Annotated in this window: 1 protein-coding gene; it reads right to left on the reverse strand. The window is 48.2% G+C overall.

All coding sequences use genetic code 11. From position 1 onward, the window contains the following. Nucleotides 1-371 (reverse strand): hypothetical protein (locus QB898_RS13270; RefSeq protein WP_279525328.1); only part of this gene is annotated, 371 nt, incomplete at both ends.

Consider the following 371-nt stretch of genomic DNA (forward strand, 5'->3'; position numbering starts at 1 on the left):
GCAAGCCTCAATTGCTGCTGGTGGTGTTTAACGGCCTGTCCAAACAACTGTTCAGAAGCCTCTCCTTCAGCTTTCATCGCCTGCTCAAAATAGCAGCGGCCTAAAGAAAATTGGGCGTTGATTTGTTCCTGAATACCGTTTTCGTCCTCCAGCTGTTTAGCAAGCCTCAATTGCTGCTGGTGGTGTTCAACGGCCTGTCCAAACAACTGTTCAGAAGCCTCTCCTTCGGCTTTCATCGCTTGTTCGAAATAGCAGCGGCCTAAAGAAAATTGGGCATTGATTTGTTCCTGAATACCGTTTTCGTCCTCCAGCTGTTTAGCAAGCCTCAATTGCTGCTGGTGGTGTTTAACGGCCTGTCCAAACAACTGTTC

Source organism: Ottowia cancrivicina (assembly GCF_029813755.1).
Taxonomy (GTDB): domain Bacteria; phylum Pseudomonadota; class Gammaproteobacteria; order Burkholderiales; family Burkholderiaceae_C; genus Ottowia; species Ottowia massiliensis.